A 22,543-nucleotide genomic window follows, 5' to 3' on the forward strand; every position below is an offset into this window, starting at 1 on the left:
GTTACTCGCCCAGCAGGCTCTTGGTGATCGAAGCGGCGGCCTTCTTGCCGGCGCCCATCGCCAGAATGACCGTAGCGGCACCGGTGACGATGTCGCCGCCGGCCCAGATGCGGGGATCGGTGGTCTGGCCGGTCTCCTCGTCGGCAACGATGTAGCCCCACTTGTTGAGCTCCATCTTGCCGCCGATCTTGGCGGCGAAGGGGTTGGCGTTGGTGCCGATAGCCGAGATCGCGACGTCGCAGGGGATCTCCTCGATGGCGCCCTCGATGGGCACCGGGCGACGACGGCCGGACTCGTCAGGCTCGCCGAGCTCCATCTTCTGGACCTTGACGGCGCACACGGAGCCGTCCTCGCCAGCGACAAACTCGAGCGGGGAGACGAGCGGCAGAACCTCGACGCCCTCGGCCTTAGCATGGTGCAGCTCGGCGCGACGGCAGGGCATCTCGTCCTCGGTACGACGATAGGCGATGATGGCGTGCTCGGCGCCCAGGCGCTTGGCGGTACGGACGGCGTCCATAGCCACGTTGCCGCCGCCAAAGACGACGACGTTCTTGCCGTGCTTGGTGGGGGTGTCGTACTCGGGGAACTTGTTGGCCTTCATCAGGTTCACGCGGGTGAGGTACTCGTTAGCGAAGAAGACGTTGGGCAGGTTCTCGCCGGGGACGTTGAGGAACTTGGGCAGGCCAGCGCCGGTCGCCACGTAGATGGCGTCGAAGCCCTGCTCGAACAGCTCCTCGGCCGTGGCCATGTTGCCCACGACGGAGTTGTACTCAAACTTGACGCCCATGTCCTCCAGGCCGTCAATCTCGCGCTTGACGACTGCCTTGGGCAGACGGAACTCGGGGATGCCGTAGACCAGCACGCCGCCGCCGGTGAAGAAGGCCTCAAAGACGGTAACGTCAAAGCCGTTACGGGCGAGCTCGCCGGCGCAGGTGATGCCGGACGGGCCGGAGCCGACGACAGCGACCTTCTTGCCGTTCTTGGGGGCCATCTTGGGCGTGGAGGCGAGCTCGGGGCGGTCACCCAGGAAGCGCTCGAGCTGGCCGATGGCCACGGGCTCGGACTTCTTGCCACGGATGCACTTGCCCTCGCACTGGTTCTCCTGCGGGCAGACGCGGCCGCAGATGGCGGGAAGCATGGAGTCCTCGCGAATGGTATCGAGAGCGCCGCCGAAGTCCTTCGCGCGGATCTGCTCGATAAAGCGGGGAATGTTGATGTTGACGGGGCAGCCCTCAACACAGAACGGCTTCTTGCAGTTGAGGCAGCGCTCGGCCTCGGCCAGCGCCATCTCCTCGGTGAAGCCCTTGTCGACGGGGCGGAAGTCGCAGGCGCGCTCGGCAGCCGGCTCCTCGTTATCGGGGGTGCGGGGCGACTTCATATCGGCAACGAAACGACCGTTAACTAGTGGCATGCGCAGCTCTTTTCCTCATAAGCCTTGAGGGACTCGCCCTCTTCGGAACGGTAAGCGGCCTGGCGGGCACGAAGGTCATCCCAGTCGACCAGGGTGGCATCGAAGTCGGGGCCGTCGACGCAAGCGAACTTGGTCACGCCGCCCACCTCGACGCGGCAGCAGCCGCACATGCCGGTGCCGTCAACCATGATGGGGTTGAGGGACGCGGTAATGGGGGTGTCGTACTTCTGGGCGGTGAGGGTCGAGAACTTCATCATCGGAACGGGGCCGACGCAGAAGACCTGGCTCACGGCCTTGTCCTGCAGCAGGCGCTCCAGCGGAGCGGTGACAACGCCCTGCTCGCCGTAGGAGCCGTCATCGGTGGTGATATGGATGTGGTCCTCGTCGAGGAGCTCGCGGAACTGGTCCTCCATGAGCAGGAGGTCCTTGGTGCGGGCGCCCATGATGGCGTGGACCTCGTGGCCGGTCTCGACCAGGTGCTTGGCGACCGGGAAGGCAATTGCCAGGCCGACGCCGCCGCCAATGACGGCGCAGGGGCCCTCGGCCATCTCGGTGGGAACGCCCAGCGGGCCCACGACGTCGCGCAGTGACTCGCCGGCCTCATAGGTGGAAAGCATCTCGGTGGTCTTGCCAATCACCATGAAGATGAACTCGACCCAGCCCTCGTCACCGTTCCAACCAGCTAGGGTAAACGGGACGCGCTCGCCCGTCTCGTTGGCGCGAACCATGAGGAACTGTCCAGCGTGCGCATGCTTGGCGATCGCGGGCGCCTCGATGCGGAACTTGAACACCTTCTCCGAGAACTGCGTCTTCTCCAGGATCTTATACATAGAACCCCTCTCTTGTTAGGGCCGCCGAACCGTGCCTCCACGGAAATGGACGGTAGCCCGAGTAAAACCGTACGCGCACAGGCGTTGTGCAGACATACGGTGCAAATTATACCCTCATGGACATGCTGTTTACGTGTGTCTTCGGCGGTTGGGAAAAGGGTTTATCCACTTCGACCTACCAAATAGGGATAGGTTTATTTTGGTCGGTTTTATCAGGCAAAACGGCAAAGGGGGCCGGCCTCGGGTTGTGATGAGGCCGGCCCCCTTTGGGGTGTTATGCGTGTATGGCGGTGCGGGGTTTATTGCGATGCGGCCACCGGGGCGTTTCCGCAGATAAAACCTGCCAAAATAAACCTGTCCCTAAACGGTAGGTTTTAGTGCTTGCCGTTGGCGGAGGCGGCGCCGTTGACGTGGTCGCGGGCGTAGATTACGCCGTGGACGATGGCCAGACCGGCGGCATCTGCGGCGCGGGCGCAGGTGTCCTGGAAGTCCTCGGCCTCGCGGGCGCGCAGCTGCTTGAGCACATAGTCTGCCACGGCCATCTTGCCGGGAGGGTTGCCGATGCCGGTGCGGATACGGCTAAAGTCGCGGCTGCCCATCTTGTCGATGATGGAGCGCAGGCCGTTGTGACCGGCATGGCCTCCGCCCACCTTGACGCGCACGTCACCGGCGGGAATGTCGAGCTCGTCGTGAATCACGAGCAGCTCCTCGGCCTTGATCTTGTACTCGCGGCAGAGCTTGGAGATGGGTCCGCCCGAGGTGTTCATGTACGACTGCGGCTTGACCAGCACGATCTGGCGCTTGCCACCCTCTTCCTCGGGATCGTTGATGTTGATGAGCGCGACCTCGGCGCCTGCCTGGTTTTTCCAGTAGGTGACACCGGCCTGACGGGCCAACTCGTCGATTGCTTTGAAGCCAGCGTTGTGGCGGGTCTCGGCATACTCATCGCCAGGGTTGCCAAGTCCGGCAACCATGCGAATCTTAAGCGGCTGTGCAGCTGCCATAGGCTTCCTTTCGTTACATAAGAAGTTCGTTCAACGACAAAGGCTACCACGCCCGCCGAAGGCGAGGAAAGGGCACGGCAAAGTCATTTCAGAAAACAGCTGCCCCGAGACAGCAGGAAGCCCGGTAGGCCGGGAGGGGTTATCTAAGCCGACATCCCGCAGCCGCGAAGCGGCGAGGACGTCGGCGTGATAACCCCGCAGGCCTACCGGGCTTCCGGTGGGATGCGAGGGTCAAGCGACTACAGCGCGAAGTCGCCGCCGACGAGCGTGGAGACGGGCTCCTCGTGGTAAACGGCGGAGATGGCCTGAGCGAACTCCTCGGCGACCGAGATAGTCTTGATCTTGCCGCCGACCTCGACGGGGATGGCGTCGGTGACGACGCACTCGACGATGGGGGCATCGTTCAGGCGCTCGATGGCCGGACCGGAGAAGATGCCGTGGGTGGCGCAGACGTAGATGTCGCCGGCGCCCATAGCCTTGAGCTCCTTGACGTTGGCGCACAGGGTGCCAGCAGTGTCGATCATGTCGTCGTTGATGATGCAGGTCTTGCCCTTGATGTCACCGATGATGCCCATGACCTCGGCGGCGTTGTGGCGCGGACGGCCCTTGTGGGCGATGGCCAGGTCGCAGCCGAGCATGTCGGACAGCTTCTTGGCGGCCTTGGCGCGACCCACGTCGGGGGAGACGACAACCAGGTTGTCGGTGTCGAAGTGCATGTCGTTGTAGTACTGGCCAAATAGCGGCAGTGCGGACAGGTGGTTAACCGGGATATCGAAGAAGCCCTGGATCTGGCCCTGGTGCAGGTCGAGGGTGATGATGCGGTTGACGCCGGCACGCTCGAGCAGGTTGGCGACGAGGCGGGCGGTGATGGGCTCGCGCGGGCCGGCCTTGCGGTCCTGGCGGGCATAGCCGTAGTGGGTGATAACGGCGGTGATGGAGCGGGCGGATGCGCGCTTGGCAGCGTCGGTGGCGATGAGCAGCTCCATGAGCATGTCGTTGACGTTGCCGCCGGCCACGGACTGAATCAGGAAGACGTCGGCGCCGCGGACGGTCTCGTCGTAGCGGGCGTAAATCTCACCATTGGCGAACTGCTTTAGCGTAAGGCCCGAAAGCTCGACCCCAAGGTACTCAGCAATCTTCTGAGCGAGGGGACGGTTGGAGGAACCGGAATACACGCGGATGGACTTGCGCATATTCTCCGACTTCTCGGGATCATTAATCGGCATTACCCTTCTCCTTTATACATCGAATGCCATATAGATGCCTTGTTGCATTGTAACCGCGCGGCGGGGTTTATCGGGTCTTGATAACGTCTTTACCGCCAACGGACACGAACCGACCACTCATCCGGTTGCGCAGGTCACGATAGAAAAAGGAGCCGCCCCCATGGAGCAGCTCCTTTTGTGCTTGGTAAAACGTTATACCTCGTCGTCCTCGTGCAGGCGGCGGCGGTAATCGGCGGCCCAGCCCTCAATATTTACCTGACGGGCGCGGCCCAGACCGAGCGCGTCTGCCGGGACCGGCTCGGTGATGACGGAGCCGGCGGCCACGAGTGCACCGTCGCCGATCTGGGCGGGCGCGACCATCATGGTGTCGGAGCCAATGAAGGCGTCCTTGCCGATGACGGTCTTGTGCTTGTGCACGCCATCGTAGTTGCAGGTGATGGAGCCCGCGCCCACGTTGACGCCGGAGCCCATGGTGGTGTCGCCGATGTAGGACAGGTGGGGCACCTTGGAACCCTCGCCGATCGTGGACTTCTTGATCTCCACGTGCGTGCCGGCCTTGGAGCCGTCGAGCATGTGGGTGCCCGGGCGCAGGTAGGCGCGCGGGCCGCAGTCGACGCCGTTCTCGATGACGGCCTCAATGGCGATGGTCTCATCGATGGTGCAGCCGCTGCCGACGGTGGTGTCGGTGAGGCGGCTGTTGGGACCGAGCTGGCACTCCTCGCCCACGGTGACGTGGCCGATCAGGTGCGTCTGCGGCCACACGACGGTATCGCGGCCGATAACGGCATCGGGGCCGATCCAGGCCTGTGTGGGGTCGATGAAGGTAACGCCCTCGGCCATCCAGTGCTCGTTGATGCGGTCGCGCGCGATGGCGGTGAGCTGTGCGAGCTGGATGCGGCTGTTGACGCCCAGGCCGTCGCGGTAGTCGTCGCAGTGGAAGATGGAGACAGCCTGGCCGTGGCCTTTGAGGATCTCGAGCATGTCGGGCAGGTAGTACTCGGATTGCGCGTTGTCGTTGCCGATCTCGTTGATGTGGGCGGCGAGCTGCGTGCCGTCAAATGCGTAGCAGCCGGCGTTGCACTCCAGCAGCGTGGCGGCCTGCTCGGGCGTGCAGTCCTTCTGCTCGATGATGCGCTCGATCTGACCATCGGCGCCCAGCTTGATGCGGCCGTAGCCGAAAGGATCGGGCGGGGTCATGGTCATGACGGTGCAGGCGAGCTCGCCGGTGGCGACGGTTTGCGCGAACTTGGCGACGGTGTCGGCGGTGATGAGCGGCAGGTCGCCGTTGAGCACGACGACGGGGCCTTGCGTGATGCCGCAGGCCTCGAGCGCGACCTTTACGGCGTGGCCGGTGCCCAGGCGCTCGGTCTGCTCGACGCACTCGACCTTGGTGGCGCTGTTGGCGTAGGCGCCGTCGATGAGGGCGCGCATCTCGTCGGCGTGGCTGCCGATGACGACCACGACGCGGCTGCAGCCGGCCTTGATGGTAGCGTCGACGATCCACTGGACCATGGGCTTACCCAGGATCTTGTGCGAAACCTTGCAGTGGTTCGACTTCATGCGGGTGCCCTCGCCGGCAGCGAGGATAATTGCGGTTGCGTCCATGTGATCTCCTGTTACGTTATAGAGACGTGTGTTTGGAAACGATACACGGCGCAATATGATACCGCAGGCATATGACGAGCGCGTAACGATTGGTTTGCGGCGGTTGAGGCTTGCGCCGCCGGCGTGGCGTTTGCACTGCGTGCGTGCGGCGTTGGCGGTGCTGCGGAGCTGTTGTTTGAGCGAGGGAACGGGGGTGCCCGTGGATAACATACGAGAGGAGTTTGGCGGCGGGCCCGTCGCGGCATTCTCGATGTCGCATCCGGCTGTGCCGGCACTCTATATAGTGCTGACGCTGGGGCTCACTATGTTCTCGATGCAGCCGGTACTGATCGCGCTGTCGCTCGCAGGCGGGCTGGCGTATGGATTTGCGACGCGTGGGGCTGCCCGCACGCTGGGCGCGCTCCGCTGGCAGCTGCCGGTGATTTTGATCGTCGCGCTGCTCAATCCGCTGTTTAGCGCCTCGGGTTCGACGGAGCTGTTCCGTATTGGCATGCGCGCGGTGTATCTGGAGAGCATGGTATACGGCCTGTGCATGGGCGGGCTGTTTGTGGCGAGCGTGTTGTGGTTTGAGGCGGCGGCATCGATGCTCGAATACGACAAGGTACTCGCGCTGCTGGGCAATGCCGCGCCGGTGATTGCGCTCATGATCTCGATGTGCATGAGGCTTATCCCGCAGTTTTTGCGCCGCGGTCGTACGGTGCTGGCGGTGCAGGATGCGATTGATGTGCCGGGCAGCGCGCCGGCCGACCCCGTGCGTTCGCGTTTGCGGGCATCGAGTGTGTTGATGGGCTGGGGCATGGAAGATTCGCTGGAGCGCGCGGACGCGATGCGCTCGCGCGGGTGGGGTGCCGCGACGCGTCGTACGACGTATGCGCGGTATCGACTGGGGCGCAGCGACGTTGCCGCGCTGGCTGGGCTTGCGGTGTTTGGTGCCGCCGCGGTGGCGGTGGCATGGACCGCGACAACGCAGTATTCGTTTTATCCGCAGCTCTCGGTGCCGGCGCCGTGGCGGGGCTATGTCGTGTACGCTGCCTGGATGATGCTGCCTTGCGCGTCGCACGCGATTGATGAGAAGAGGTTTGGCTGATGGCTCGGTTGGATAGGGGCCCGGTGTCGGGCGCGGCGTGCGGCCCGGATATTCCGGCGATTGAGGTGCAGGGCCTTAGTTTTGCCTATCCCGGGGCCGAGGCACCGGTGCTCGAGGGGCTTGATTGGCGTGTTCCCCAAGGTGCATTTGCGCTGCTTGTTGGCGGTACCGGTTCGGGCAAGTCGACGCTGCTGTCGCTGCTCAAGCCCGAGATCGCGCCGGCGGGCGAGCGCACTGGTGATGCGCGCGTGCTGGGCGAGAACGTTGCCGACATGGACGTGCGGGCATCGGCGGAGCGCGTGGGCTATGTGTTCCAGGATCCCGAGAACCAGATCGTGTGCGAAACCGTGTGGCACGAGATGGCGTTTGGCCTGGAAAACTTGGGGCTAGCACGTGATGAGATGCGCCGTCGCGTAGCTGAGACCAGCTATTTCTTTGGTCTGGAGGACTGGCTTCATCGCGATACCGATACGCTTTCGGGCGGCCGCAAGCAGCTGCTGTCGCTTGCCGCCGTCCTGGCGCTGCGTCCGCGTGTGCTGCTACTCGACGAGCCCACGTCTCAGCTCGATCCCGTTGCCGAGAAGAATTTTCTGCACGCGCTGTTTCGCGTGAACCGTGAGTTGGGCTGCACGGTTGTTGTGGCTACGCATCAACCGCGTCCAATGCTCGAGTATGCGACGTGTGCGTACCGGATTGAGGACGATCGCGTGCGCGAGGTGGCGGATATGGCTTCTTTGGGACGCCGAGAATCGTTGTTTTCCGACGACATGTTGGGGTGGGGTGCCGTCCGATGTGCAAAAAACGGAGTATTCAGCAGGCGTGAGGACAATTTGGGCTCTCTGGAGCCGCCCGGGGACGTATCGAGCGCGAAAAAAAGTTCGGAATTGGACAAATCGTCCGAATTTGTGGCGCAAACGTCGCTCGAGAACGGCTCGGAAGCCTTCCCGCGCACGGATGGGAGCAGAATACTCCAAAAAATGCACGGCGGGTCGGCTACCACCCTGGCAGGGAGCTGGTTTCGCTACGATCGCGCGGGCGGTTGGGTGCTGCGCGGGCTCGACGTGGCGTTTTCGGCCGGTGCGGTGCATGCGGTCGTGGGCGGCAACGGATGCGGTAAGTCGACGATGCTCTCGGTGCTGGCGAAGACCGCCAAGCTGCAGCGCGGCCGCATGGTGCGCGGAGCGGCCTCGGCGGCGCTGCTGCCTCAGAACCCCAAAGCATTGCTGGTTGCCGAGACGGTTCACGATGAGCTGATGGAATGGGCCTCGACCTGCGGATATGACGAGAACTTGGCGCGGGAGCGTGCGGCGAGCTTGGGGCTGTCGGGTCTGGATGGGCGCCACCCCTACGATCTTTCGGGCGGACAGCGCCAACTGCTTGCGTTGGCAAAGCTACTGCTAATCGGCCCCGAACTGCTATTGCTCGATGAGCCCACCAAGGGTCTGGACCTGGCCAGCCGCCGCATTATCGCCCGCGCCCTGCGCGACCATGCGCGGGCTGGCGGCACCGTCATCATGGCAACGCACGACCTGGATTTTGCCGAGCAGGTAGCCGACGACATCGCCATGATGTTTGATGGCGAGATCGCCTGCATGGAGCCGCCGACCGACTTCTTTGCCGACAACGTGTTTTATAGGGCGTGATGGGATGGCGGATTATCGCATCGTGCGCCTACTCGCAAAACTGGAGATACCGCTGCTGCTGGCGGTGCCAGCCGTGATGGCTGCGGCGTTGCTGGCGGGCGTTGAACAGGCGGCACTTGCCATGCTTGTCGTGGTGGCGCTGGTGCTCGCGCTGTTCTTTGCGGGTTACGAGGCGTCGCGCCCGGGACTGCGCCAGATTATGCCCACGCTGGTTCTGGCGGCGTTGGCTGCGGCGGGGCGTATTCTGTTTGGCCCCATTCCCGACTTTAAACCGGTGAGCGCCATCGCCATCATCGCAGGGGCGACGCTCGGACGCCGCAACGGCTTTATGGTTGGAGCGCTGGCGGCACTGACCAGTAATTTCTTTTTTGGACAGGGCATGTGGACGCCGTGGCAGATGTATGCCTGGGGGCTGGTTGGCTATGTTGGCGGCGCGCTAGCGTATGCGGGTGCGTTCGACCGCGTCGACGGCACCGTGCGCATGCCAGCACTGCTGGCGTACGGCTTTGCGTCGGGCCTGCTCTATGGCGTCGTGATCAACGCATATGACATCATTGGTTTTGTACAGCCGCTTACTTGGGCGGGTGCCGTGGCGCGTCTTGCCACGGCAGTGCCGTTCGATATTACGCACGGCCTTGCGACCTGCGTGTTTTTGGCCGCCTTGTACAAGCCTTGGTGCCGTCGCATTAACCGTGTCGTCGTGAAATACAGGCTGTAGGGCTGGTTGCGTCGGGGCGGGAATCAATACTGCCGAAGTGTCATTTCAAAACTATGCCGGTTTACGGGGCTAGATTGGCGCAGGCAGACCATGCCGGCTTTTTTCGAAATAGAGTAAGCCGTTCACCTGCGGTTTTATTATCTCGGAATTGCGTATGGTTGGGGGTTCGCGATTCAGCCCCGTAAACCGGCATAGTTTTGGAATGGCCGGCTGATATGACGGGCATCGTGGCCCTCAGAGAGCCAAATTGATCCATTTTCTTCCGTCCCCAGATGTCCCCAGGGGATCAGTTGACGGCGCTTGCCACGAAACTGGCCCATCTACTACGTTTAGCTTGATACTCCCGACCATGACCGCGTTTTATGAAAAACCGCAGGCTTTCTACCTGCGGTTTTCTTTTTGCGTTGTTCGCTGTGGTTGAGGGTGGTGGCTTAAACGTAGTAGATGGGCGTGTTTCGTGGCGGATGGGTCACGCGGACACCCTCACGAGGCCCAAAATGATCCGTTTTCCTTCGTCTCCGGGGGCAGCTGGAGCTAGAGCTCCAACGTAAGGGTGACGGGGCAGTGGTCGCTGCCGAAGATGTCGCCGCGGATGCCGGTGTCGCGTACGTTGTCGGCGATTGCGTCGCTTACCAGGAAGTAGTCGATGCGCCAGCCGGCGTTGTTCTTGCGGGCATTAAAGCGATAGCTCCACCAGCTGTAGACGCCCTCGACGTCGGGGTTTGCCGCGCGCCAGGTATCGGTAAAACCGGCGTCGAGCAGCTCGGTAAACTTGCCGCGCTCCTCGTCCGAAAAGCCTGCGTTGCCGCGGTTGGACTTGGGGTTCTTAAGGTCGATCTCCTCGTGCGCCACGTTAAAGTCGCCGCAGGTCACGACGGGTTTGCCGGTCTCGCGCTCGAGCGCGTTCAAAAAGCCGCGGTAGGCGTCGTCCCACGCCATGCGCACGTCGATGCGGGCGAGTTCATTTTGGGCGTTGGGCGTATAGACGTCGACAAACCAAAACTTGTCGAACTCGAGCGCGCAGACGCGGCCCTCGGTTACGGTTTGGGCGACGAGTGCGGCCGCCTCACCCTCGCCGGCGTAGGGTAGCAGCGCGTCGGCGTGCAGCACGCGCAGCGGTTCCTGGCGGCTAAAGACCGCAGTGCCCGAATAGCCTTTACGCTCGGCGTAGCTCCAGGTTTGGTGATAGCCGGGCAGGTCAATATCGACCTGGCCTTCTTGCAGCTTGGTCTCTTGCAGCGCCAGGATATCGACGTCGAGTTCTTGCGCGATCTGGATAAAGCTCGGGTCCTTTTTGAGCACGGCGCGCAGGCCGTTGACGTTCCACGAGGCGAAAGTGTAAGTCTGAGGCATGGTGTCCTTTCGACGGGGTTGGCAGGCTTAAGATTAGCGCAACAGGGGCGGGGTGGGCTCCGTGGGCGACGGCGCAATCGCAGCCGCCCCGACCAACATGGACGGAGGACAAACATGACGCAAGCGATAACAGATCCCAAGCAGGCCTCCGCGGCGTTGGCGGAGCTGTTCGACACCCACGAGCGCGTGGTTTTCTTTGGCGGCGCTGGTGTTTCCACGGCAAGCGGCATTCCCGATTTTCGCAGCGTGGACGGCCTGTATCACCAGCAGTTTGCCTATCCGCCCGAGACCATGCTGTCGCACAGCTTTTACGAGACACATCCGGCGGAGTTCTTCGACTTTTACCGCACCAAGATGATCGCGCTTAACGCTAAGCCCAACCGCTGTCACACCAAACTCGCCGAGCTGGAGCGAGCTGGCAAGCTCGATGTCGTGGTGACGCAAAACATCGACGGCCTGCATCAGATGGCCGGCTCACAGCGCGTGTTCGAGCTGCACGGATCGGTCCATCGCAACATTTGCCAGTCGTGCGGCGCGATCTATAGCGCCGAGTGGATTTGCTCGCGCGAGCACGAGGACGCCGCGGGCGTGCCCGTGTGCCCCGCGTGCGGTGGTCGTATCAAGCCCGATGTGGTGCTCTACGAAGAGCCGCTCGACGAGCATGTGTTGACCGGTGCCGTTGCCGCCATCGCCGCGGCCGATGCCCTCATTGTGGGCGGGACCTCACTCGTGGTGTATCCGGCGGCAGGCCTTACGCGTTACTTTACTGGCGATACGCTGGCCATTTGCAATTTGGCGCCTACCGATCAGGATGCAAATGCCGACCTGCTGATTTCTTGCGACATCGCGGCCGCGTTTGCGTTCTAGCCCGTGTGCGCGGATACAATAGAAAGACTGAGTGCAAAGCGACCCCGCCGCCAGCTCCCCAAGCTCGGCGGCGTGGGCATTTTAGGAGGATGTTCATGGCGAACGACAGCAAGACATGGCGGTGCGGAAAGTATGAGCTCAGCTTTGACCGTCCGCGCATCATGGGCGTCCTCAACGTGACGCCCGATTCGTTTAGCGACGGCGGGGAGCACTTCGACCCGGATGCCGCCATCGAGTACGGCCTGGCGATGCTCGACGCCGGCGCCGACATCATCGACGTAGGCGGCGAGTCCACGCGCCCCGGCTTTACCCCGGTTAATCCCGACGAGGAGGCTCGCCGCGTGCTGCCCGTGGTGCGCGCGCTGGCCAAAGAGGGCGCCATCGTCTCGATCGACACGCGTCACGTGGCGGTTGCCAAGGCGGCCGTGCGCTGCGGCGCCTCGATCGTCAACGACGTGACCGGCTTCACTGACTCCAAGATGGTCGAGTTTGTTAAGACGAGCACCTGCGGCGTCATTGTGATGCATGCCGGCGAGGTCGCCGCTCCCGCTCGTACGCACGCGACGGTGCAGCTCGATACCTCGGCCGCGGCGTTTGTTGCCGAGAAGGCGCGCGAGGCGGCTGCCGAGGCCGCGCGTGAGGCCGAGAAGCCGGCTCGCCGCCGTCGCGGCAAGTTGCTGGGCGAGCCTAAGCCGGAGACCAAGCTTCCGGGCGGCGTGGTGCAGCCCTCGTTGCCGTTTGGCGAACCTGAGCCCGCGACCGAGCCTGCAAGCGAGCAGGAGACGCCGGCCGCCGAGCAGGCTGCTGCCGCCGAGACCGTCGCGCCCGCGCCCGAGGCCACCGAGGCCGCATCGGAGTCCAATGACCGCCTGGCCGCCATGATGCGCCGCAGCGCCCGCCGCGAGGAAGCCTACGTGCCCACCTCGCAGCTCCGCCGCTTCACCCTGCCCGATTCGGCGCCCATCATGCGCCGCGTCATGGGCTTTCTGTCCGACCAGGCCCGCGCGCTCATCCACGCCGGCGTGTCGCGCGACCGCATCTGCATCGATCCTGGCCCGGGCTTTGGTAAGTCGGCTAACGAGGACATCGTCATCCAGCGCGAGACTGCCAAGATGGCGTCACTGGGCTATCCGCTCATGTGCGCCGTATCGCGCAAGCGCTTTGTGGGCGCCGTCTCGGGCGTGACCGAGGCCGCCGAGCGCGATGCCGCTACGTTTGGCGTGTGCCTGGGCGCCATCCAGGCCGGTGCCAACATCGTGCGCGTGCACGACGCCGCGGGTTTTGCGCAGTTCCTGAACGGCTACTGGGCGGTTGCCAAGCCGCAGCCGCGCCGCGCGTTTGTGGCCGTGGGATCCAACTTGGGGCATCGCTGCGACAACATTCGCGCCGCACGCGACATGATCGCCGAGATTCCACTTACCTGCGTGTCCAACTCCTCCAAGATCTACGAGAGCGAGCCGGCCTACGAGACGCGCCAGGACGCGTTTGCCAACGCCGTCATCGAGATCAAGACCGAGTTGGCGCCGCTGGTGCTGCTCGACGAGCTCATGAAGATCGAGGCCGAGCTGGGCCGCGACCGCTCCAAAAAGGCCAAGGCCAACGGTCCGCGCACCATCGACCTGGACCTGCTGTGGATGGACGGCGAGACCCACGGCGGCAAAAAGCTGCGCCTGCCGCATCCACTGATCGGCGAGCGCGACTTTGTGCTGGTGCCGCTTGAGGACCTGATGCACGACCCGGCGCGGTTCTTCCGCTACAACGGCGTCGAGGTCAAGGAGCCCGAGGATCGTGTGGGCCATATCGTGGGTGAATTGGGGCGTATGTAGATGATCGAGATGAACGCTGTAGTCGCTGCCACTGAGCTTGACGCGGCGCGTGACGCGGGTCGCGAGGGCGTGTCCGCGGGCTGGTGCGCGTGGAGCGTGGGCGATGCTTCGCTGACGTTTTCGCTGGTTGTGCGCCCCGATGTGAACATGCACGCCTTCCACGGCCTGCCGTTTGTGGCCGCGATGGGCATGATGGACGCGCTCGTGGGCACGGCTTCGACGCCGGGGTTGGGCCTTGCCGGTAAAGTGGGTATCCAGTGGCCGAGCGATATCGTGTGCGGTGCGCCTGCGTTTGAGACGTCGCTCGCGCGTGTTGCCGTGAACGGCGGTGCCGGTGCTGCGGGCATGTTTGCCGCGGTGACGGTTGATATTGAACGTGCGGCGCTGAGCGAGCTTGGCGTGGATATGGCCGACGAGGTGCTGGTCGAGGCATTGGCCACCGCCGTGCTGGTCCGCGTGGACACCTGGGCGGTTGCCGCCAACACACCACAGGGCGCTGCCGGCCCGCTGGCTCCGGTGCTGGGCGAGTACTTTGACATGGTGCCACTGCTGGGTCGTCAGGTTGCGGCGGTGTCGCCCAGCGGCTTGCCGCTTGCGGTCGGTGTGTTTGCGGGCCTGGACATCTGGGGTCGCGCGACCATCAAGACCGATGCCGGCGAGCAGGAGTTTCCGCCCGAGGCCGTACGGATTCGCGGACTGTAACGCGAGGTGCCCGCGCTCAAAGATAGCGATGACAACGAAGCCCTCTTCGGCCTGTGCTGGGGAGGGTCTTGTTGTCTGGGGAATGGGTTGTCAGCACCCTATTCCTCAAAACTGAAAATCTTTCGATTTTGAGGAATAGGATTAAGCCAGCTCGGTCCTTTGCGAGGTATATTCGTTACAGAATCTATTCCTCAAAACTGAATATATTTCGTTTTTGAGGAATAGAGAAAAAAGACCGCGAGGAGGCCGCCAATGAAACTCATCAATAGAGCGTCGTATATGGACACATTGACGAGCCTTATTGGCGTGCCGGATATCAAGGTCATAACGGGCATTCGCCGTAGCGGTAAGTCAAAATTGCTCGAGGCTCTCCGCGATTACGTGGAGGCAAATCTGTCCAATCCGAATGTCATCCATATCAATTACAACCTCGACGAGTTCGAGGGCCTGCTCGAATATCATGCCCTGCTCGCCTATGTAAAAGAGCATCGAGTGTCCGGCAGGCAAAACTTCCTGCTTATCGACGAGGTTCAGATGTGCGAGGGCTTTGAGCGCGCGATCAACAGCCTCCATGCATCCGAGCAGTACGACATTTTCATCACCGGATCGAATGCCTTTTTGCTGTCGAGCGATCTGTCGACGCTCTTTACGGGGCGCACCTTCGAGATCGAGGTTTTTCCATTCTCGTTTGAGGAGTATCGTCTCTATGGCGACGAGGGCGAGGTCGACCGCGACTTCGATGGGTACGCGAGAACCGGCGGTATGTCCGGCTCTTACCCTTATCCACTGCAGGAGCAGCGCTATCAATATCTCTCCAGTGTCTTTAAAACGCTCATCGTGAGGGATATCGTGCAACGGCATAACGTGAGAAACGAATCGGCACTGCTGCGCATTGCCGATTACATGATGGACAACGTCTCCAACATAACGTCGGCACGCAACATTACGGATGTTTTGAATGCGGATGGGCTAAAGATAACGAACAAGACGGTCGGTGCGTACATGGGGTACCTGTGCGATGCGTTTGCCTTCTATAAAGTTCGTCGATATGACATTCGCGGCAAGAAATACCTTAAGAGCGGCGAGAAGTATTACCTGGCAGACCACGCGTTCAAATACGCACTGCTCGGTACACGCGATATGGACTGGGGTCGCGTGTACGAGAACATGGTGGCCATCGAGCTGCTGCGCCGCGGATATGAGGTATACGTCGGTGTGCTCTATAAAAAGGAAATAGACTTTGTGGCAATCAAGCGAAGCGAGAAGCTCTACATTCAGGTGAGCGACAACATCAGCTCGGATAAGACATTTGAACGCGAGATTTCACCACTGCTGAGCATTGGCGACGCGTACCCCAAGATGATTCTCGCCCGCACGCATCACGAGGCCACGGATCGCGATGGAGTGCAGATCGTGGACCTGGCGAGGTGGCTGTGCGGCGAGGCGTAGCAGAAAGCCTATTCCTCAAAACTGAAAAATTTTCGATTTTGAGGAATAGGGCCGATACGTTGCCTGGTTCGCCGCTCGCGCTCGTGCTCGACTTAGGCCCTCGCCCTATCCCAGTTCCTGCATGCGGCGGTAGATTTCGCAGATGCCCTTGATGGTGAGCTGGCCGTCGACCACATCGAAGGCATCGGTCGAACCGGCGACAATGCTGGCGAGGCCGCCCGTGGCGATAACGGTGGCGTCCTCGCGCCCCAGCTCGCGCTTCATGCGCGCGACCAGGCCCTCGGCCATGGCGGCGGCACCCACCACGGCGCCGACCTTGATGCACTCCTCGGTATCGCGGCCGATGGCATGCTCGGGCGCCTCGAGCGGCACGCTGGCGAGCTTGGCGGCTCGGGCGGCGAGCGCGTCCATGGAGATGCGGATACCCGGCGCGATCGCTCCGCCAATGTAATAGCCGTCCTCGTCGATGACATCGATATTGGTTGCGGTGCCAAAGTCCACCACGATCGCCGGGGCGCCGTAGAAGGCCTCAGCCGCGACGGCGTTGGCGATGCGGTCGGCACCCACGGCCTGGGGGCGTGCCGCCCGTAGCTTGGTCACGGCCGCCGTCTGCGGCCCGATGACAACGGCATCTGCCGCGATGCGGTCGGCCACGGCGCGCCACTCGCGCGAGAGCTGCGGCACCACGCCGGCAAAGGCGATCGCGTCGACCGCGCCGAGCGAGAGGTCGTACATCTTAAAGAAGCCCATCAGGCGCACGTGGATTTCGTCGGCGGTATAGGAGCGGTCGGTGGGCATACGCCACGACTGCACCAGCTCGTTTCCGTCAAACAGGCCCATGGCCGTCTGCGTGTTTCCCATATCGATAGCGAGCAGCATGTCTACTCCCAGTGTTGGCGTAAAAGGACGCGCACCATTGTATACGTGCCGTCGACGGCGCTCGGCTGTGATCCGTTCACGGTGATACTGGCTGAGGGTTTAAATATGAAGGAATTATGCTCTACGAGATTTTCCTTGCCGTTTACCGAACTCCCGCGTAAGATTCTTTCTTGCGCACATGAGGCGCCCAGACATTGCGGGGTGGAGCAGTCTGGTAGCTCGCCGGGCTCATAACCCGGAGGTCGTAGGTTCAAATCCTGCCCCCGCGACCAAGAACTTGCAGCTCGGAAGCAAAATTGCTTCCGAGCTTTTTCTTTATCGGTTTACCTTGCGGGTGAATTGCGGGTGAATCCTGAGTCAATTTATTATGTGAAGCAGATAAACCATTGATAATCGCGGACCGGTCGGCTTGACTTATCGACCGATAAACTCCAATTGGGAGGAGTCCCGGCGGTCCTTAGCTAAAATAGTGACGTCTGAATAACAACAAGGGAGTCGCTATATGAAGACCGTCTACGATGCCCTTGACCCTATCGTCAACGGGTCGGCAACGACCAAGGAGAAGGGCGACAAGTACGAGGCGGCCTGCGTTTACTATCTCAAGAACGACCCCTTCTACGCGCTGTTCCTTTCCCGTGTCGGGACGATAACCCAGGCACCCGAATGGGATAACAGTTTGTTTTAAGGGAAAGGAAGCCGTATGGCGAAAAAGGGATATATCTTCTGGGACAGCGAGACGGCGAATCCCCAGCAGAGGATATGCCAGGTCGCTTATATCCTCACGGATCTTGAGGGAAACTGCCTGGGCGACCCGGTTTGCCGGGTGATCAATCCTGAGAGCGAGATTGGTTGGTGGAGTAGGTCTCATCTGGAAATCGATTGGGACTCACTGGACGACATGCCGACCTTTGTCCGCTTCTGGGAGGATGCCGGTCTGGCGGATTTGCTGCGAGACTACATCCTGGTCGCGCATAACGCCAACGGCGCCGACATCCACCACATCAAGAAGAGTCTGGCTGCCTACGACATCGAAATGCCCGAGATCGAAGTAATCGATACGATGCTGGTGGCGAAGCAGAAGGGTCTGCCCGGAGCGCTTGTCGACCTCTGCGAGCATTACGGCGTGCATCTTGATAGCCACCACGATGCCATGAGCGACGCCGAGGCGTGCCTTGGGGTTTTCCGTGGGCTGGCCGGCGAGTTCGGTGCGCTCGAGCCCGCCGTTTGGGCTCCGAATGCCTCCTCCCATCATGGCCGCAAGCGTGTTTTCACGGGCTTGGGACTGGTGAACGGGTCGCAGGAAACCATCGAAGAGGTTTTGGCGAAAGCCGAGGAGGCGGGCCACAGGGGCGATCCGGGCGAAATCACTGATCCGGTCGGACTCAAGGTGAAGGTATCCGGCGTTACTCCGGGCTACAATCGCGATGAGATCCTTGCCGCACTTAAGGAATGCGGGATGAAAGCGACCGATGGCAAGCCCGCGCAGAGCACGAAGTACCTCGCAATAGGCGACAACGTGGGACGAAGCAAGCTCGACGCAGTTTTCAGCGGCAACTCGCAGGCAAAAATCGTCACGACGGGCGAGTTGCTTGAGGTCATGAACCGATTTGGCAAGGCGGAATAGAAGGGAAGGCTCGATATGGCCGTCAATTTGAAAACCGTAAAAGACACGGTGAATCTTGCAGCGGGGGTTTTAGCCGCCGCCGCCGGGGTTGTCGATGGGGCAAAGCAGCTCGGTTTCGATGTCGATGGAGCCGTGAAAAGCGCTGCCGACGGGGCAACCAACGGCGCGCGTGCTGTTGCCGACGGCATCGGCAAGGGATTTGGTGCGGCGGCGGAAGGCGTCGGCGCGGCAGCCGGCGCGTTGGGGGATGCCACGAAGGCGTTCCAGGACTCAAGGGCCGCCGCGGAGGCTCGCAAGAAGATCGATGCCGCCAGGCAATCAATATTTGAAGGCGCGTCGACGGTGATGCCCCTGCACGAGTTCATCTGCCAGCAGGTCAAAGCCTCCGAAGCTGCGTTCAGCGGCTACGATATGCCCGGCTGCTATCTCATCGCGACATACCGCAGGCATGACCACGATAAGAACTTCAGCGACTATCTCGGAATATACGTGGGGTCAAGTGAGCGTATGGCGGACGATATCGCGTCCATACCTACGCGATTGGGCGATCCGGATGTCTACGCTGACTACAAGTACCGACAAAACATTTTGCTATTCGTGTATCCGTGCGAGCTGAAGGACGTCGACGAACGTCGTGGGCTCCTGCTGCGTTCGTTTGACGGCGAGAGGCTCTACAACGGCACTGGATTATCGGTCGAGAGGGCGGCGGATGAAGACCTATAACCTGGACACCATCCATAAGGTCCCCCTGCGCGAGGTGTGGCCGCATGAGGCCCACGACTTCACCAAGTGGCTGGCCGAGGAGCAGAACCTCGCAACCCTCGGGACGGCGGTCGGAATCGAGCTCGAGCTCATAGAGACGGAGTCCTCGGTCGGATCGTTCAACGTGGACATCTACGCGCAGGAGTCCGGTACGGGCCGCAAGGTGATCATCGAGAACCAGCTCGAGGACACCAACCACGACCATCTCGGCAAGGTGATCACGTACGCCGCCGGCAAGGGCGCCGAGGTCGTCATCTGGGTCGTGGCGCGCGCCCGCGACGAGCACCGCCAGGCCATCGAGTGGCTCAACCAGCACACCGACAGCGACTTCGGGTTCTTCCTGGTCGAGGTCGAGCTCTGGAAGATCGGGGACTCCTTGCCCGCCCCGCGCTTCGGCGTGGTCGAGCAGCCGAACGAGTGGACCAAGACCGTGAAGCTCTCCGAGGGGCTCAGCGAGACCGAAAAGGTCAAGCTGGCGTACTGGACGGCCTACCGCGATGTGGCGGGCGGCCATCCGGAGTTCCTCAAGGAGTTCAGCCCGCAGAAGCCCAGCAAGGACCATTGGTCGACGCTTCGCCTGGGGGTCTCGGCATACCATCTCGCCCTGCTCATCGATACGCAAAGGGGCCGCACGGGCATCGAGCTGTACGTGGACGACGACAAGGAGATCGGGCACCGCGCCATCGCCAACAGCGGGGTCTTCGAGGAGCACCTCGGGCTGACGGCGGCACCCTTCGATGCGAAAAAGGCATCGGGGCTGCGCTTCTACAAGGCGGGCCACCCCATCAAGGGCCACCAGGACGCATGGCCGGGGTACATCGAGGAGCAGCTCGGATGGGCCCTCGAGATGAAAAAAATAATCGCGGAGATCGAGCTCTAAAAAACGCCCCGGCAGTTCAATTGCCGGGGCGTTTCTTATTGACGTGATTTAGCACTGGCCGTTTCGGTCCGAATGCGCCGCTCGGTTTCTTCGAGGTCCCTGACGATCCTCCCCAGCGCCATGCAGTAATGCGCGAAGACCGGGTCCTCCTTACCGAATCGGTCCTCGCAGCAGAAAAGCATCGACTCATGAAGGCAAGTGAGCTCGTAAATGATGTCTTCGAGTTCCATGCGACTCCTTTCAAAAAGTAAATAGGGCCTTAAATGGTATCGATGTTGGACGCGGGCTGCCGGCGTCCGCCGTGAATCGGCCACGGCTCCGCGGCCGGGTGGCACCTCCGCTACGCCGCGTCAAGGGGGCCCATGAGACCCCGCACAAACCTCCGCTCCGCTCCGGTTGGTGGAGGTCGTCATGGACCTCCCTTGACCCGTCTTCACTCCGGTGCGGCTTTGCAGGGAGCAAAGCCGACGACGACGCGCGGCGTCGCCATTCGGCTTTGCCCGCAGGGGCGAGATGTTGAGGGCCACGTGCCCGGAACGGAGGAAGACATGCAGCAGCTGATGACCGTGGAAATCGCCAAGACGGTGCCGGGGCTCTATGGGCAGGACGGGGCGGAGGACCCCACGGTCTACGCCCACTACTTCTCGTGCGTGAACGGATGGGACTGGTGGCTGCTCGAGTTCGACGGCACGGACGAGGCGTTCGGCCTCGTCGAGGGCTACGACGACGAGCTCGGCTACTTCAGCATCAAGGAGATGGCCGAGCTGAACCGCCAGATGGGGTTCGCTGCCGTCGAGCGCGACGAGCACTTCTCCCCGAAGCCGCTCAGCGCCGTCAGGAGGAGGTAGCCGCATGGTCACGGTCGAGTTCGACTCCATGGGCGAGGCGGTCCGCCTCGCCCTCGTGGCCGGGGAGTACGTGGGCGGCGGCCTGGCCGTCCTCCTCCTCGACGCCACGGACCCGCGTTCCGAGGGCTACATGGCCGGGTGGGGCGTGCTCACGGCGAACGTGCCGTCGGCGGCCGAGTGGTGCCGCGGGCACGGCAACATCGCCATCGACGCCGCGGTCCCCGCGGCGCTCATCGAGGCGCTCGAGGCCGCCGGCTTGCTTCGCATGGCCGTCCGCTCGGCGGCGTCCGGGATGGCCCGCTACCCGCTGGCCACGGTCGCCGGGCACGCCCTCGACGGCATGGGCGGCCTGAGCGAGACCCTCGAGGAGGCTCTCGGCTCGACGGTCGTCGTCGAGTACGAGTCGGGCGGCGACGGCGGCGCGTTCGAGGTGGGGACCGCACCGGCGGGTTCGGCCGCGCTCGAGCGCCTCATCGCCGCCGCGAGGTCCGAGGCCGACGCGTTGGCGGTCGCCGGCGGATGGGCTGCCGTCCGGGTCGGTTTCGGGGACGCCGAGACCATCGACTGCGAGACGGGCCGGACGGTTTACGTCGCGGGGTGAAATGGGAGGAGGGCGCGGGCGCGGTCCGGATGGGCCGCGCTTTTCCTTTCCCGGGGATGCGGAACTCCCACCGTCCAAGTGCCTTGGACGGTGGGAGCTGGATACGACGATATACTGCGCGTGCAACGGGGACACGCGCCTCCTTTTCGGTTGACTCCACCAGTTCGTACAGAGACTTTTCGATTTCCCGCTTTGATTTGGAGGTCTGTAATTCCATATTTCTGGAATACGGCACGAGGCTGAGCTTCGAAATCGCGTCTTGCGTCGGTAGATTGTTCCGCGTCCGCGACCAGTTTTTCAAGGGTGCTAAGCTGGGACTGTATTGAGAGTTCGTTTAGGTGGTTCACATTGTCCATAGCGGTGACCACCAATGTTGAATAGCTGTCTTGAAAGACTGTGTATTTATACTTGATTTAAGGCGGAGTGGAATGTGAGCGCGCAAGGAGATGCGGAATCGATGAGAGCCTCAAAAAAAATTACCGCAGTGTTATCATCCTTCATCCTCTCTATTCTTCCATTTCTGATTCTATGGGCGGCTTGGTCAGTCCTCCCTGATACAATTCCCGCTCATTGGAGTGGGGGTGTGGTTGATCGATGGGGTAATAAGCTTGAATTGCTGGTTGTTCCGCTGTTTTCTCTGATTGGTTCTATTGCAATTTCTGTGTACCTTATTGTTTCCACGCGGCGAAGAGAGTTCGCGGATTTCTCTGTTCGAATGCGACGGGACTTTGTTGCGTGCTATATTTCTAGCCTTCTTTTATCGACAACCTGCTCAGTGATAATTGTCGTTTGGGTTCAGTTGATTCTTGCGCAAAACACTGCGGTTGATGGGGGACTTGGACTATCGATCCTGTATTCCCTTCCCGGGCTATATGTGATCTTGTGCGCCTTGCCGCCTTTTTATGCGAGCGGCGAGAGCAAAAAGGCAGAGCGCCTGATAACAGTTCTTATTGGCGGCGCGGAGATTGTTCTTTGTGGAATAGTGCTTGAAGGTTCGGCTGCCTCTTATGCGATGATTGGACTGATGATTCTGTTCTGTGCGTTTGAGATTGTGTCACAGGTAAGGGATAGCCGGTCCTTATGAGCAGGATAAGGGCGCACTACGGGCGCCCGGGATTTTGCGGCGCAACTCGGCGTGCCGAGTTCGTTTCCGCTGGTAGCGTGGAAAGATAAACCGAAAGACCGCCACGGCCCGCCGTCATACGCGCCTCGCGCGCCGTATGACGGC

Annotated in this window: 22 protein-coding genes and 1 tRNA gene; 15 read left to right on the forward strand and 8 right to left on the reverse strand. The window is 61.9% G+C overall.

The window, feature by feature from the left end; genetic code table 11:
- Position 1: 1 nt before the first annotated feature.
- The 5 genes from gltA to glmU all read right to left on the reverse strand — a co-directional run bounded on the left by gltA (position 2) and on the right by glmU (position 6,076).
- The gene (gltA, locus tag DXD24_RS03505; protein ID WP_089572633.1) at positions 2–1,411 is read right to left on the reverse strand and encodes an NADPH-dependent glutamate synthase; all 1,410 of its coding nucleotides are present in this window, start codon (positions 1,409–1,411) and stop codon (positions 2–4) included.
- Positions 1,402–2,241 carry a sulfide/dihydroorotate dehydrogenase-like FAD/NAD-binding protein gene (locus tag DXD24_RS03510; RefSeq protein WP_006235793.1) on the reverse strand — a complete coding sequence of 280 codons (840 nt, stop codon included), beginning with the start codon at positions 2,239–2,241 and terminating at the stop codon, positions 1,402–1,404. The genes gltA and DXD24_RS03510 overlap by 10 nt, the downstream gene beginning before the upstream one ends.
- A 374-nt stretch (positions 2,242–2,615) precedes the next feature.
- Positions 2,616–3,245 (reverse strand): aminoacyl-tRNA hydrolase, encoded by a 630-nt coding sequence (pth, locus tag DXD24_RS03515; protein WP_171025267.1) that lies wholly within the window; start codon positions 3,243–3,245, stop codon positions 2,616–2,618.
- A gap of 239 nt (positions 3,246–3,484) precedes the next feature.
- Positions 3,485–4,471 carry a ribose-phosphate pyrophosphokinase gene (locus tag DXD24_RS03520; protein WP_089573682.1) on the reverse strand — a complete coding sequence of 329 codons (987 nt, stop codon included), beginning with the start codon at positions 4,469–4,471 and terminating at the stop codon, positions 3,485–3,487.
- A gap of 192 nt (positions 4,472–4,663) precedes the next feature.
- Entirely contained in the window at positions 4,664–6,076 is a 1,413-nt protein-coding gene (glmU, locus tag DXD24_RS03525; RefSeq protein WP_117646163.1) for a bifunctional UDP-N-acetylglucosamine diphosphorylase/glucosamine-1-phosphate N-acetyltransferase GlmU, read from the reverse strand.
- A gap of 199 nt (positions 6,077–6,275) precedes the next feature.
- On the opposite strand from glmU, the gene DXD24_RS03530 reads away from it, so the two are divergent.
- The 3 genes from DXD24_RS03530 to DXD24_RS03540 are packed head-to-tail and all read left to right on the forward strand — an operon-like array spanning position 6,276 to position 9,524.
- Positions 6,276–7,163: an energy-coupling factor transporter transmembrane protein EcfT gene (locus DXD24_RS03530; protein ID WP_231500817.1), complete on the forward strand. Its 888-nt coding sequence runs from the start codon at positions 6,276–6,278 to the stop codon at positions 7,161–7,163.
- Entirely contained in the window at positions 7,163–8,806 is a 1,644-nt protein-coding gene (locus DXD24_RS03535; protein WP_117646164.1) for an ABC transporter ATP-binding protein, read from the forward strand. The genes DXD24_RS03530 and DXD24_RS03535 overlap by 1 nt, the downstream gene beginning before the upstream one ends.
- 4 nt (positions 8,807–8,810) lie before the next feature.
- Positions 8,811–9,524: a DUF6580 family putative transport protein gene (locus tag DXD24_RS03540; RefSeq protein WP_117564050.1), complete on the forward strand. Its 714-nt coding sequence runs from the start codon at positions 8,811–8,813 to the stop codon at positions 9,522–9,524.
- A gap of 534 nt (positions 9,525–10,058) precedes the next feature.
- Here DXD24_RS03540 and DXD24_RS03545 read toward each other — a convergent pair.
- Positions 10,059–10,877: an exodeoxyribonuclease III gene (locus DXD24_RS03545; RefSeq protein ID WP_117564051.1), complete on the reverse strand. Its 819-nt coding sequence runs from the start codon at positions 10,875–10,877 to the stop codon at positions 10,059–10,061.
- Between the two features lie 114 nt (positions 10,878–10,991).
- Here DXD24_RS03545 and DXD24_RS03550 point away from each other — a divergent pair, with 114 nt between their 5' ends.
- The 4 genes from DXD24_RS03550 (at position 10,992) to DXD24_RS03565 (ending at position 15,721) form a co-directional block, all read left to right on the forward strand.
- Positions 10,992–11,744 carry an NAD-dependent protein deacylase gene (locus DXD24_RS03550; protein ID WP_117646165.1) on the forward strand — a complete coding sequence of 251 codons (753 nt, stop codon included), beginning with the start codon at positions 10,992–10,994 and terminating at the stop codon, positions 11,742–11,744.
- 95 nt (positions 11,745–11,839) lie between these two features.
- The gene (gene folK / locus DXD24_RS03555; RefSeq protein ID WP_117646166.1) at positions 11,840–13,570 is read left to right on the forward strand and encodes a 2-amino-4-hydroxy-6-hydroxymethyldihydropteridine diphosphokinase; all 1,731 of its coding nucleotides are present in this window, start codon (positions 11,840–11,842) and stop codon (positions 13,568–13,570) included.
- The gene (locus tag DXD24_RS03560; protein ID WP_117646167.1) at positions 13,571–14,272 is read left to right on the forward strand and encodes a hypothetical protein; all 702 of its coding nucleotides are present in this window, start codon (positions 13,571–13,573) and stop codon (positions 14,270–14,272) included.
- A 252-nt stretch (positions 14,273–14,524) separates the two neighbouring features.
- Positions 14,525–15,721 (forward strand): ATP-binding protein, encoded by a 1,197-nt coding sequence (locus DXD24_RS03565; protein ID WP_117646168.1) that lies wholly within the window; start codon positions 14,525–14,527, stop codon positions 15,719–15,721.
- A 105-nt stretch (positions 15,722–15,826) separates the two neighbouring features.
- Here DXD24_RS03565 and DXD24_RS03570 read toward each other — a convergent pair whose 3' ends face one another.
- Entirely contained in the window at positions 15,827–16,600 is a 774-nt protein-coding gene (locus DXD24_RS03570; RefSeq protein ID WP_117646169.1) for a type III pantothenate kinase, read from the reverse strand.
- 195 nt (positions 16,601–16,795) lie between these two features.
- On the opposite strand from DXD24_RS03570, the gene DXD24_RS03575 reads away from it, so the two are divergent.
- The 5 genes from DXD24_RS03575 to DXD24_RS03595 all read left to right on the forward strand — a co-directional run bounded on the left by DXD24_RS03575 (position 16,796) and on the right by DXD24_RS03595 (position 19,866).
- A tRNA-Met gene (locus DXD24_RS03575) sits at positions 16,796–16,872 on the forward strand.
- A gap of 230 nt (positions 16,873–17,102) precedes the next feature.
- Positions 17,103–17,285: a hypothetical protein gene (locus DXD24_RS03580; protein WP_117641071.1), complete on the forward strand. Its 183-nt coding sequence runs from the start codon at positions 17,103–17,105 to the stop codon at positions 17,283–17,285.
- Between the two features lie 15 nt (positions 17,286–17,300).
- On the forward strand, positions 17,301–18,224 hold the full coding sequence (locus tag DXD24_RS03585) for an exonuclease domain-containing protein (RefSeq protein ID WP_117646170.1): 924 nt from the start codon (positions 17,301–17,303) through the stop codon (positions 18,222–18,224).
- Positions 18,225–18,239: 15 nt separating this feature from the next.
- Positions 18,240–18,947, forward strand: coding sequence for a hypothetical protein (locus DXD24_RS03590; protein ID WP_117646171.1), 708 nt, complete (start codon positions 18,240–18,242; stop codon positions 18,945–18,947).
- A complete protein-coding gene (locus DXD24_RS03595) occupies positions 18,934–19,866 on the forward strand; it encodes a DUF4268 domain-containing protein (RefSeq protein WP_117641068.1) in 933 nt (310 codons plus the stop codon). The genes DXD24_RS03590 and DXD24_RS03595 overlap by 14 nt, the downstream gene beginning before the upstream one ends.
- Positions 19,867–19,901: 35 nt before the next feature.
- On the opposite strand, the gene DXD24_RS03600 is transcribed toward DXD24_RS03595, so the two are convergent.
- Positions 19,902–20,096, reverse strand: a complete 195-nt coding sequence (locus DXD24_RS03600; protein ID WP_117640482.1) for a hypothetical protein — start codon at positions 20,094–20,096, stop codon at positions 19,902–19,904.
- Positions 20,097–20,414: 318 nt separating this feature from the next.
- Between DXD24_RS03600 and DXD24_RS10080 the strand changes: the two genes are divergently transcribed.
- The 3 genes from DXD24_RS10080 (at position 20,415) to DXD24_RS03615 (ending at position 22,399) form a co-directional block, all read left to right on the forward strand.
- Positions 20,415–20,714, forward strand: coding sequence for a DUF2958 domain-containing protein (locus DXD24_RS10080; RefSeq protein WP_158549349.1), 300 nt, complete (start codon positions 20,415–20,417; stop codon positions 20,712–20,714).
- A 4-nt stretch (positions 20,715–20,718) separates the two neighbouring features.
- The gene (locus tag DXD24_RS03610; protein WP_117646172.1) at positions 20,719–21,315 is read left to right on the forward strand and encodes a hypothetical protein; all 597 of its coding nucleotides are present in this window, start codon (positions 20,719–20,721) and stop codon (positions 21,313–21,315) included.
- A gap of 457 nt (positions 21,316–21,772) precedes the next feature.
- The gene (locus DXD24_RS03615; protein ID WP_117646173.1) at positions 21,773–22,399 is read left to right on the forward strand and encodes a DUF1648 domain-containing protein; all 627 of its coding nucleotides are present in this window, start codon (positions 21,773–21,775) and stop codon (positions 22,397–22,399) included.
- Positions 22,400–22,543: the final 144 nt, after the last annotated feature.

Origin of the sequence: Collinsella sp. TF12-2AT (genome assembly GCF_003436735.1) — a bacterium.
Taxonomy (GTDB): Bacteria; Actinomycetota; Coriobacteriia; order Coriobacteriales; family Coriobacteriaceae; genus Collinsella.

What these genes read in the sequence shown, in the direction of transcription:
- DXD24_RS03550 (WP_117646165.1), top strand. Translation starts at nt 10,992, where the DNA reads ATGACGCAAGCGATAACAGATCCCAAGCAGGCCTCCGCGGCGTTGGCG.
- DXD24_RS03570 (WP_117646169.1), bottom strand. Translation starts at nt 16,600, where the DNA reads ATGCTGCTCGCTATCGATATGGGAAACACGCAGACGGCCATGGGCCTG.
- DXD24_RS03560 (WP_117646167.1), top strand. Translation starts at nt 13,571, where the DNA reads ATGATCGAGATGAACGCTGTAGTCGCTGCCACTGAGCTTGACGCGGCG.
- glmU (WP_117646163.1), bottom strand. Translation starts at nt 6,076, where the DNA reads ATGGACGCAACCGCAATTATCCTCGCTGCCGGCGAGGGCACCCGCATG.
- DXD24_RS03600 (WP_117640482.1), bottom strand. Translation starts at nt 20,096, where the DNA reads ATGGAACTCGAAGACATCATTTACGAGCTCACTTGCCTTCATGAGTCG.
- gltA (WP_089572633.1), bottom strand. Translation starts at nt 1,411, where the DNA reads ATGCCACTAGTTAACGGTCGTTTCGTTGCCGATATGAAGTCGCCCCGC.
- DXD24_RS10080 (WP_158549349.1), top strand. Translation starts at nt 20,415, where the DNA reads ATGCAGCAGCTGATGACCGTGGAAATCGCCAAGACGGTGCCGGGGCTC.
- DXD24_RS03585 (WP_117646170.1), top strand. Translation starts at nt 17,301, where the DNA reads ATGGCGAAAAAGGGATATATCTTCTGGGACAGCGAGACGGCGAATCCC.
- DXD24_RS03595 (WP_117641068.1), top strand. Translation starts at nt 18,934, where the DNA reads ATGAAGACCTATAACCTGGACACCATCCATAAGGTCCCCCTGCGCGAG.
- DXD24_RS03610 (WP_117646172.1), top strand. Translation starts at nt 20,719, where the DNA reads ATGGTCACGGTCGAGTTCGACTCCATGGGCGAGGCGGTCCGCCTCGCC.
- DXD24_RS03590 (WP_117646171.1), top strand. Translation starts at nt 18,240, where the DNA reads ATGGCCGTCAATTTGAAAACCGTAAAAGACACGGTGAATCTTGCAGCG.
- DXD24_RS03615 (WP_117646173.1), top strand. Translation starts at nt 21,773, where the DNA reads ATGAGAGCCTCAAAAAAAATTACCGCAGTGTTATCATCCTTCATCCTC.
- DXD24_RS03580 (WP_117641071.1), top strand. Translation starts at nt 17,103, where the DNA reads ATGAAGACCGTCTACGATGCCCTTGACCCTATCGTCAACGGGTCGGCA.
- DXD24_RS03540 (WP_117564050.1), top strand. Translation starts at nt 8,811, where the DNA reads ATGGCGGATTATCGCATCGTGCGCCTACTCGCAAAACTGGAGATACCG.
- DXD24_RS03565 (WP_117646168.1), top strand. Translation starts at nt 14,525, where the DNA reads ATGAAACTCATCAATAGAGCGTCGTATATGGACACATTGACGAGCCTT.
- folK (WP_117646166.1), top strand. Translation starts at nt 11,840, where the DNA reads ATGGCGAACGACAGCAAGACATGGCGGTGCGGAAAGTATGAGCTCAGC.
- DXD24_RS03520 (WP_089573682.1), bottom strand. Translation starts at nt 4,471, where the DNA reads ATGCCGATTAATGATCCCGAGAAGTCGGAGAATATGCGCAAGTCCATC.
- pth (WP_171025267.1), bottom strand. Translation starts at nt 3,245, where the DNA reads ATGGCAGCTGCACAGCCGCTTAAGATTCGCATGGTTGCCGGACTTGGC.
- DXD24_RS03510 (WP_006235793.1), bottom strand. Translation starts at nt 2,241, where the DNA reads ATGTATAAGATCCTGGAGAAGACGCAGTTCTCGGAGAAGGTGTTCAAG.
- DXD24_RS03545 (WP_117564051.1), bottom strand. Translation starts at nt 10,877, where the DNA reads ATGCCTCAGACTTACACTTTCGCCTCGTGGAACGTCAACGGCCTGCGC.
- DXD24_RS03535 (WP_117646164.1), top strand. Translation starts at nt 7,163, where the DNA reads ATGGCTCGGTTGGATAGGGGCCCGGTGTCGGGCGCGGCGTGCGGCCCG.